This window comes from Micromonospora sp. NPDC048887 (assembly GCF_040649715.1).
In the GTDB taxonomy this organism is placed as follows: Bacteria; Actinomycetota; Actinomycetes; order Mycobacteriales; family Micromonosporaceae; genus Micromonospora.
This window is the reverse complement of the sequence record NZ_JBEZGA010000026.1, coordinates 62,377-71,954: the sequence shown is the minus strand read 5'-3', so window position 1 is coordinate 71,954 and position 9,578 is coordinate 62,377. Positions and strand designations below refer to the sequence as shown.

Genomic DNA, 9,578 nt, shown 5'->3' with positions numbered 1-9,578 from the left:
ACCCGCTACGACAAGTTAGCCGTCCGCTTCCAGGCCGTCCTGACCATCACCATCATCTGCGAGTGGCTCTGACCGGCTTATGAAACACGCCCTAGCGTTGGTGGCAGACGAGATCGCCCGAGGAGGCAGCCGTGAACGAGCTGGACCGTACCGCCGAGAACACCGCCGCGACGACGCCCGTCACCCGGATGCGCCCGCTGCTGTGGCTGGTGCTCATCGTCAGCGTGGCGGCGAACGTGACGCTGTCGAGCCTGCTGGACAACCCGTGGGCCGGCTCGGCCTTCGGCGCGCTGGCGCTGGCGTCCGGCGTGGCCCTGGCCATGAACCACTACCGCAACCGCTGATCCTCACCCGGCCGCGACGCCGGGAGGAGGGTGACAGCGCAGGGCGGGCCGCGTCGCGGCCCGCCCTGCGGCGTTACCGGCGCCGAACGGCGAGCGCTAACGAATTCATTGACATCAAGCTATGTGAACGCCAGGCTAAGGGACGTTGTTAGCGTTAACGCGGCCGTCATCTCCACCACAGAGAAAGGCCACCGTCGTGCCCCTGACCCGACGTGCGTTCACGGTCGGCGCCCTGTCCGCCGCCGCCACCGCCACCGGCGCGCTCAGCCTGCCGCGCGGCGCGCTCGCGGCCGCGAACACCGCCTACGCGATGGCCTACTTCACCGAGACGCCGAACGGCCTCGGCGCCGACTACGGCCTGCACCTGGCCGTCAGCCGGGACGGGCTGAACTGGACGCCGCTGAACCAGAACAACCCGGTGGTCACCCCGACCGCCGGTCAGCTCGGTCTGCGCGACCCGTTCGTGCTGCGCCGCACCGACGGCACGTTCGTGGTGCTGGCCACCGACCTCAAGGGCACCAACTGGGGGCTGACCAGCCAGTACCTGCACGTGTGGGACTCGGCCGACCTGACCGCGTTCACCGGCTACCGGCGCATCCGGATGCACACGCTCGACACCCACACGTGGGCGCCGACCGCGTTCTGGGACGCCGCCCGGGGCCAGTACGCCATCGTCTACTCCGCGAACAACGGCCGGGACGTGTTCCTGGTCAACTACACAAACGACTTCCGCACCGTCAGCGCCCCGCAGGTCTACTTCAGCCCGAATTTCGGGGTGCTCGACGGCGACGTGGTGGTCGACGGCGCCACCACGTACCTCTACTACAAGAACCTCAACGACGGATACCTCTACGGCGCCCGCTCCACCACCGCCGCGCCGAACAGCTTCACCACGTACACCAGCGGGCTGCGGCAGGGCAACGCGATCGAGGCGCCGCTGCTGCTGCGTACGAACGAGGGTGGCTGGCGGCTGTGGGGCGACTCGTTCAGCCCGGTCAACAACGACTACTACGCCTGGTCCACGACGACCATCTCCGGCAACTCGTGGACGCCGCTGAACCAGCGCGACTACACCCCGCCGCTGAACTCCAAGCACGGCTCGATGATCGGCATCACCGATGCCGAGTACGCCGGGCTGGTCAACCGCTGGGGCATGCCCAACTGGGTGCGGCTCAAGTCGTCGAACCTGCCCGACCGCTACGTCCGGCACGCCGACCGGGTCGCCCGCGTCGACGCGTACCCGTTCGACCCGTACCAGGACCAGATGTGGCGCATGGTCCCCGGCCTGGCCGACTCCGCCGGCGTCTCGTTCGAGTCGGTCAACTATCCCGGCAACTACCTGCGGCACTACGACTACGCGGTCCGGCTGGACCCGAACGACGGCACCGCCACGTTCCGCGCCGACGCCACCTTCCACCGCACCGCCGGGCTGGCCGACGCCGCCTGGTCGTCGTTCCGCTCGCACAACTTCCCCACCCGCTACCTGCGGCACTACGACTACCGGCTGCGCATCGACCCGCTCGGCGCCGGCTCCCCCGCGATCGACCGGCAGGACGCCACCTTCCGGGTCACCGCGTAACCGTCCCACCACCACCGTCCCCGCCACGGAGGCAGTCCATGCCCGCTCCCCTGGTGAACCGCCGCTTCCTGCTCCGCGCCACCGGCGCCACCGCCGTCGCGGCCACCGCCGGCGCCGCCGCCGGGTCCGTCCTCTCCGGGGGTACGGCGCGCGCCGCGCTGCCGCCGGCCCGCCCCGACATCGGCGTGTCCGCGTACGCGTTCGACCCCGGCCAGGTAAGGCTGACCGCCGGCCGCTGGCAGGACAACCAGAACCGTACTGTCGCCTACCTGCGCTTCGTCGACGTGAACCGGCTGCTCTACAACTTCCGGGCCAACCACCGTCTCTCCACCGGCGGCGCCGCCGCCAACGGCGGGTGGGACGCGCCGAACTTCCCGTTCCGCACCCACATGCAGGGGCACTTCCTGACCGCCTGGGCGCAGGCGTGGGCGGTGCTCGGCGACACCACCTGCCGGGACAAGGCGCTCACCATGGTCGCCGAGCTGGCCCGCTGCCAGGCAAACAACGGCGCGGCCGGCTTCGGCGCCGGCTACCTGTCCGGCTTCCCGGAGTCCGACTTCACCGCGCTGGAGGCCCGGACGCTCAGCAACGGCAACGTCCCCTACTACTGCATCCACAAGACGCTGGCCGGGCTGCTCGACGTGTGGCGGCTGATCGGCAGCACCCAGGCCCGGGACGTGCTGCTGGCGCTGGCCGGGTGGGTCGACCAGCGCACCGGCCGGCTCACCTCGGCGCAGACGCAGGCCATGCTCGGCACCGAGTTCGGCGGCATGAACGCGGTGCTCACCGACCTCTACCAGCAGACCGGCGACGGGCGGTGGCTCACCGTCGCGCAGCGGTTCGACCACGCCGCCGTGTTCAATCCACTCGCCGCCAACTCCGACCAGCTCAACGGCTTGCACGCGAACACGCAGGTGCCCAAGTGGATCGGCGCGGCCCGGGAGTACAAGGCCACCGGCGTCACCCGCTACCGGGACATCGCCGCGAACGCGTGGGCCATCACGGTCGGCGCCCACACGTACGCCATCGGCGGCAACAGCCAGGCCGAGCACTTCCGCGCACCGAACGCGATCGCCGGCTACCTGCGCAACGACACCTGCGAGGCGTGCAACACGTACAACATGCTCAAGCTGACCCGGGAGCTGTGGCAGCTCGACCCGGAGCGGGTCGCGTACGCCGACTTCTACGAGCGCGCGCTGCTCAACCACATGATCGGCCAGCAGAACCCGGCCGACGCGCACGGCCACGTCACCTACTTCACCCCGCTCAACCCGGGCGGGCGGCGCGGCGTCGGCCCGGCGTGGGGCGGTGGAACGTGGAGCACCGACTACAACTCCTTCTGGTGCTGCCAGGGCACCGGGCTGGAGACCAACACGACGCTGGCGGACGCGATCTACTTCCACAACGGCACCACGCTGACCGTCAACCTGTTCGTCCCGTCGGTGCTCACCTGGAGCCAGCGCGGCATCACCGTCACGCAGGCCACCTCGTACCCGGTCGGCGACACCACGACGCTCACCGTCACCGGCTCGGTGGCCGGTTCGTGGACGATGCGGATCCGGATCCCGGCGTGGACCAGCGGCGCGAGCGTCAGCGTCAACGGCGTCGCGGCGGGCATCGCCACCACGCCCGGCACCTACGCCGTCCTGACCCGCGCCTGGACCTCCGGCGACACGGTCACGGTCCGGCTGCCCATGCGGGTGGCCACCGTCGCCGCCAACGACGACGCGGCGGTCCAGGCCGTCACGTACGGGCCGGTGGTGCTCTCCGGCAACTACGGCAACACCGCGTTGAGTGCCCTGCCGACGCTGGACCCCGCCTCGGTCACCCGCACCGGCACGGGCAGTCTCGCGTTCACCGCCCGGGCCGACGGCGCCACCGTCAACCTCGGCCCGTTCTACGACGCCCACGGGCACAACTACACGGTCTACTGGCGGGTCGGCGCGGGCGGTGGCGGCGGTGAGGCGAGCTTCCGGCTGGCGAACGCGGCGAGCGGGCTGGTGCTCGGCATCCAGAACATGTCCACCGCCGACGGCGGGCTCGCCCTGCAGTGGGGTGACACCGGCACCGCCGACCACGACTGGCAGCTCGTGGTCGACGGGTCGGCGCTGCGGCTGCGCAACGTCAACAGCGGCAAGGTGCTGGGCGTGGAGAACATGTCCACGGCCGACGGCGCCCGGATCCTCCAGTGGGCGGACAACGGCACCGCCGACCATCTGTGGACGGTGGTCGACGTCGGCGACGGCAGCCACAAGCTGCGCAACGTACACACCGGCAAGCTGCTCGGCATCTCCGGCGGCTCGACCGCGCAGGGCGCCTTCGCCGTGCAGGACCCGGACAACGGCAGCCCGGACAACCAGTGGCGGTTCCTGCCCAACGGGGCGCGGCGCATCCAGAACCTCGGCAGCGGGCTGGTGCTCGGCGTGCAGGACATGTCGACCGCCGACGGCGGGCCGGTCATCCAGTGGGGCGACACCGGCACCGCCGACCACCTCTGGACCGCCCTGGTGGACACCGGCGGCTACCTGCGACTGCGCAACGGCAACAGCGGCAAGGTGCTGGGCGTCGAGGGCGGTTCGAGCGCGGCCGGCGCCCGGATCGTCCAGTGGGCCGACAACGGCACCGCCGACCACAGGTGGCGGCTGCGGTACGTCGGAGGAGGCTGGTTCCGGATCCAGTGCGCGAACGGGGGCCGGGTGCTCGGCCTGAGCGGCGGCTCCGGCGCCCAGGGCGCGCAGGCGGTCCTCGCCGACGACACCGGGGCCGCGCACCAGCGCTGGCGGTTCCTGTAGATCCCGTGGTGACGGTGGGAGCGGGCTGGCCGCTTCCACCGTCACCGGGTCGTTCGGGGCTCAGGGGGTCAGGGGATCAGGGCGTCCACGGCGGGCGTCCAGGTCGCCTCGTCCCGCACGTCGTCGGCGACGGTGATCCCCTGGGCGATCTTCAGCAGCTCGGCCTGGGGCAGCCGGCTGCCGAGGGTCTGGGAGCTGACCTGGACGACGACTGTGCCGTCAGCGCTCCAGATGTTGCAGAACCCGCCTCTGCGGGCCGGCCCCGGATAGCACCTCGCCGCACCGGGCTCCGGTGACTGGTTGGAGTTGCGGCTCGGCGTGACGAAGATGTGGAACCCGTCCCTGATCGTGCCTTCGCCCGAGTCGAACGGTGCGGTCAGGCCGGTGGTGGGCAGGGCCGGCCTGGTGTACGTCGCGCCGCCGTAGTCACCGCCACGGGCGGTGGCGATGCCACTCAGGCCGGGCATGGCGTGCGTGCCGACCTGCAACGGCACGTAGCCCTTCGGCACGTAGCCCACTGTGAACGGCAGCGGAGCCGGCGTCGGCCCGGCCGGCTTCAGGCCCGCGACCAGGCCGGTCAGGTCCCCGAAGCTCGGCGTCGCCGGGTCGTCGGAGATCGACGTCACGGCCGCCCAGGCGTTGTGGGCGTACTGCCAGGCGAACAGCTTGTTGCCCGGCTCCAGCGGCTGACTCGGGTCGAGGGCGTACGGCAGCGTCGCCCGCACCGCCTTGCGCCCGGCCACCGTGATGTTCCGCCCGTGCTTGATCGCCGCCGGATCGAAGGCGCCGGGCCGATAGACGGTCAGGTAGGCCCAGAGCGACGGCTTCGCCCCGGCGGCCGCCCTCTCGTGCTGCTCCCACGACTCCGCCTCTTCCGCGCTGACGGGCTTGTCGTTCGAGGTGTGCCGGTCGGAGTAGACGGGGGCGATCTGGTACGCGGTCGACACGACTATCGGATCCTGCACGTGCAGCGTGCCCGCGTCGTACCCGGTGAAGGTGAAGGTGAACGGCGAGGCGTCAGGCCAGGGGCTGGCGCCCGGACGCGGCGCCCCGGACACCGCCGAGGTCTCCCCGGCGTCGCGCCTCGCCCCCAGGATCGGCACGGTGATCGCGCCGGCGACCGCCACCGCGACGAGGGCCGCCGCGCCGGCTGTCGCGAACCGGGTCCGGCGGCGCCGTTCGGCGTGCCGTCCGGCCGCGACGATGTCGTCGACGGTACGGCCCATCGGCGGCTCGTCGGCGGTCACGGTGTCCACCAGCTCACGCAACTGCATTCGTCCACTCCCCTATCGGCTTGCCGGTGAGATCGAGGTGTTCGCCGCCCAGTGACTCGCGCAGCTTCGCCAGCCCTCGGGAGACCTGGCTCTTGGCCGTGCCGACAGTGCAGTCGAGCACGGCGGCGGTGTCCTCCAGGCTCAGATCCAGGTAGTGCCGCAGCACCACGGCGGCCCGCTGCCGCGCCGGCACGGCTTCGAGCGCGACCTGCAGGCGCATCCGCTCGTCGGTCGTCGCCGCCGTGTCCCGCACCGTGACGTCCGGCACGGCGTCGCCGGCCGACCGCTCGCGCCGCCAGGGCCGGCGCGTCTCGTCGACCGCGGCCCGGTAGACCATGGTCTTGACGTAGAGATCGGGCCGCTCCAGCTTCGGCCAGCGCGGATAGAGCTTGACCAGCGCGTTGGCCACGGCGTCCTCCGCGGCGTGCCAGTCGCCGCAGGTCATGTACGCCAGCTTGCGCAGCGACGCCATCTGCGACGTCACGAACTCGCGGAACGCCTGCTCGTCTTCGGCTCTCAACTGACTGCCTCCTCATGACGGAGGTAGAACGCACAGACCCACCCGAGACGTTGCACGCGCGGCCCACCCGATTGCGCCGCGCCCGCGCCGGTCCCGGTCAGTACCGTCCCGGCGGCGGCGCTGACCACGAGCGGATCATGGTCGCCAGCAGCGCCGGATGGTCTGTCGTCCCGCGCATGTCCACCGCGCGCCGGCAGCAGATCGTCACGCCGGTGGACGCCAGGATCTGCTGCCGGGCACCGTCGTCGATGCGTCGGTATCCGACCGGCACGCACGAGCGCACGTCCGGCACGCCACCGGCGCGCAGGTTGAGGTCGCCGCCGAGGACGGTCGGCGCGTTCCCGTCGCCCCGGGTCTGCGGCACCACCGCGCCGAGCAACTGACCGCACTGGGCCAGCGCCACCTGGCCGCTGGTGTTCGCCAGGTGCGTGGTGCAGGCGTGCAGCCCGTCGGCCCGGACACAGAGCCAGACCCGCTCCTCCGGGTCGGCGAGGTCCTGCGCCGGATAGGTTCCCCGGTGCACCGACGACCGCGCGTCCCGGCCGTCGAGGCGGGTCAGCAGACCGATCCCGTACGGCTCGCCGTTGTCGCACCGGGTGGGCCCCCGGGAGGGGCGGTCACCGGCGGCCTGGAACGCGGACACCACGGTGCCGCCGGTACGGGCGGCCCGCAGCGTACGCCCCAGCGTCACCACGTCGTCGCGGCAGATCTCGTTGAGCGTGACCACGTCGGGCGCCTCGGCGGCGATCACGTCGGCGGCCTGACGGACGGCCCGGCCGGTGTAGCAGCCGGCCCGCCCGCTGTTGCACAGGTTCATCTGGAGCACCCGCAGCGTTCCCGGACCGGTGGTGCCGGCGCTCGACGACCCGGCGGGCAGCCCGGCCACGACGAGCAGGCACACCACGGCCAGCACCCGGCGGACACGCCGGGTCGGACGGGTGGCCGGCTGCGCTGACAGCGGGGCTCCAACGGGTACGGGCGGCGGCGGGCGCCGGTGATCCTATCGCCGTGACGTGCCAGTCGCCGCCCGGCCGGCCTACCTCGGCACGGCCCGGAACCACGCCTCCCGGTCGTCCGGGTCGGGCCCGCGCCGGTGCAGCGTCGGCGGCTCTTCACCGGTGACCGGCGCGTAGTGGTCGAAGGTGGTGGTCAGGACCGCCTCGCCGCCGGTGAGATCGGGCAGGGCGGCGACCACCCGCGGCACCCGGGCGGACGGCAGGGTGCCGCTCACCTCCAGGTAGCCGCCCGCGACGGCGGTGTCGTGGACGACCGCGCCGAGCCGGCCGAGCAGCGCCAGCACCGTCTCCACCGCGTGCCGGGGCAGGTTGACGTCGAACCGTTCGATCGGCTGGCACACCCGCGTCCCGGCCTGCCGCAGCGCGGCGGCGACCACGACCGGGGCGAGGTTGCGGAAGTCCGCCGCCACCGTCGAGATGGACTTGTCGAACTTCTGGTGCGGGCGGCTCTGCCGGGGCCAGTACCGCGACGCCGTCATGGTGACGGTGCAGTCGGTGACCGGCCAGCCGTGCCGGCCCTGCCGTAGCGCCGCCCGTACGCCCTCCTCGGTGGCGGCGACGAACGCCGGGGGCAGCCGGCCCGGTTCGATCCCGGGCCGGAACCCGATGCCGTGCCCGGCCGGTGCGGCCTCGATGCGCAACCCCAGCCCGGCCAGGTACGGGTTGCCGCGTTCCCGTACCCGCTCCTCGGCGGTGCCGGTGCCGGCGACCCGTTCGACGCAGGCGGTGAGCGTGCCGGAGAACCGCACCCGGACGCCGTACCGCTCCTCCATCAGGGCCGCGAGAACCTCCTTCTGGACCTCGCCGTGCAGACGGATCACCGCCTCCGCCTGCTGCTCGTCGAGGCGCAGGTCCACCAGCGGGTCCTCGTCGGCCAACTCGGCCAGGCCGGCGAACATCGCGAGGCGCTGCCCCGGGTCGACCGGTTCGACGACCGCCTGGCGGGTCGGCGGCGGGAACCGGTAGCCGTGCCGCCGGGGCGGGTCGCCGATGTGCTGGCCGATCCGGGCCGACACCCCGCGTACCGCCGCGATCTGCCCGGCGGAGACCGTCCGGCGCACCAGCACGCCCGCGGGTTCGATGACGGCGATCTCGGTCACCGGCTGCGGACGACCGCCGTCGAGCCGCACCCGGTCCCGCACACGCAGATGCCCGGACCACAGTCGCAACCAGACGCGCCGGCCGTGCCCGTCCCGGTCGACGGCGAAGACGGTGCCCGCAGGCGGACCGTCCCGTGCCTCGCCGTACGGCAGCAGGCCGGCCAGGACGTCGCACAACGCGCGTACCCCGGCGCCGGTGATCGCCGAGCCGCACACCGCCGGGACCAGGTCGGCGCGGCGCACCGCGCGCCGGATCGCCCGCCTGACGTCGCGGACGCGGACCGGCCGGTCGGTCAGCCAGCGCGCCGCCACCGCGTCGTCGACCTCCGCCACCTCCGCCACCACCGGTTCGGCGTCGAGGCCGACCGCCCGTACCCGGGCCTCGCGTGTGCCCTGGCCGGTGACGGTGGTGAGCGGGACCGGCCGCGCGCCGAGCCGCTGCCGCACCTGGGCCGTCGCCCGGTCCACGTCGGCGCCGCCGCGGTCGACCTTGTTGAAGAAGAACACGGTCGGTACGCCGATACGGCGCAGCGCCCGCCAGATCGCGACGGTCTGCGGCTGGACGCCCTCCACGCTCGACACCACGAGCACGGCGGCGTCGAGTACGGTCAGCGACCGCTCGACCTCCGCGATGAAGTCGGGGTGGCCGGGCGTGTCCAGCAGGTTGACGCGCAGATCACCGACGGCGATCGACGTGACAGCCGCCCGGATGGTGATGCCACGGCGGCGTTCCAGCTCCATCGAGTCGGTCCGCGTCGTGCCGGCGTCGACGCTGCCCGGCTCGGCCACGGCGCCCGCCTCGTAGAGCAGGCGTTCGGTCAGGCTGGTCTTTCCGGCGTCAACATGGGCGACGATCCCGAGGTTCAACAGGGCCAAGGCGGAGCTCCACGGTAGGACGGTCAGGGGTCCGAAGCGTGGAAGCTGCTCGCATTGTCTCTCCTGGTCCTTGTCGT

Annotated in this window: 7 protein-coding genes; 3 read left to right on the top strand and 4 right to left on the bottom strand. The window is 72.5% G+C overall.

Going from position 1 to position 9,578, the window contains the following annotated elements:
- The first annotated feature begins 131 nt into the window (after window positions 1–131).
- From AB0C17_RS27955 to AB0C17_RS27945, 3 genes are all read left to right on the top strand, one after another.
- On the top strand, window positions 132–344 hold the full coding sequence (locus AB0C17_RS27955; RefSeq protein WP_357384813.1) for a hypothetical protein: 213 nt from the start codon (window positions 132–134) through the stop codon (window positions 342–344).
- A gap of 196 nt (window positions 345–540) precedes the next feature.
- Window positions 541–1,923 (top strand): glycoside hydrolase family 43 protein, encoded by a 1,383-nt coding sequence (locus AB0C17_RS27950; RefSeq protein ID WP_357384811.1) that lies wholly within the window; start codon window positions 541–543, stop codon window positions 1,921–1,923.
- Window positions 1,924–1,961: 38 nt separating this feature from the next.
- Window positions 1,962–4,715 carry a beta-L-arabinofuranosidase domain-containing protein gene (locus AB0C17_RS27945; RefSeq protein ID WP_357472986.1) on the top strand — a complete coding sequence of 918 codons (2,754 nt, stop codon included), beginning with the start codon at window positions 1,962–1,964 and terminating at the stop codon, window positions 4,713–4,715.
- 68 nt (window positions 4,716–4,783) lie between these two features.
- On the opposite strand, the gene AB0C17_RS27940 is transcribed toward AB0C17_RS27945, so the two are convergent.
- From AB0C17_RS27940 to AB0C17_RS27925, 4 genes are all read right to left on the bottom strand, one after another.
- Entirely contained in the window at window positions 4,784–5,989 is a 1,206-nt protein-coding gene (locus AB0C17_RS27940; protein WP_357384807.1) for a hypothetical protein, read from the bottom strand.
- The gene (locus tag AB0C17_RS27935) at window positions 5,976–6,509 is read right to left on the bottom strand and encodes a SigE family RNA polymerase sigma factor (RefSeq protein WP_357384805.1); all 534 of its coding nucleotides are present in this window, start codon (window positions 6,507–6,509) and stop codon (window positions 5,976–5,978) included. The genes AB0C17_RS27940 and AB0C17_RS27935 overlap by 14 nt, the downstream gene beginning before the upstream one ends.
- Before the next feature lie 97 nt (window positions 6,510–6,606).
- Window positions 6,607–7,422 carry an endonuclease/exonuclease/phosphatase family protein gene (locus AB0C17_RS27930; RefSeq protein ID WP_357384803.1) on the bottom strand — a complete coding sequence of 272 codons (816 nt, stop codon included), beginning with the start codon at window positions 7,420–7,422 and terminating at the stop codon, window positions 6,607–6,609.
- 123 nt (window positions 7,423–7,545) lie between these two features.
- Window positions 7,546–9,501: a translation factor GTPase family protein gene (locus tag AB0C17_RS27925; protein ID WP_357472983.1), complete on the bottom strand. Its 1,956-nt coding sequence runs from the start codon at window positions 9,499–9,501 to the stop codon at window positions 7,546–7,548.
- Window positions 9,502–9,578 lie beyond the last annotated feature (77 nt).

What these genes read in the sequence shown, in the direction of transcription:
- AB0C17_RS27945 (WP_357472986.1), top strand. Translation starts at nt 1,962, where the DNA reads ATGCCCGCTCCCCTGGTGAACCGCCGCTTCCTGCTCCGCGCCACCGGC.
- AB0C17_RS27940 (WP_357384807.1), bottom strand. Translation starts at nt 5,989, where the DNA reads ATGCAGTTGCGTGAGCTGGTGGACACCGTGACCGCCGACGAGCCGCCG.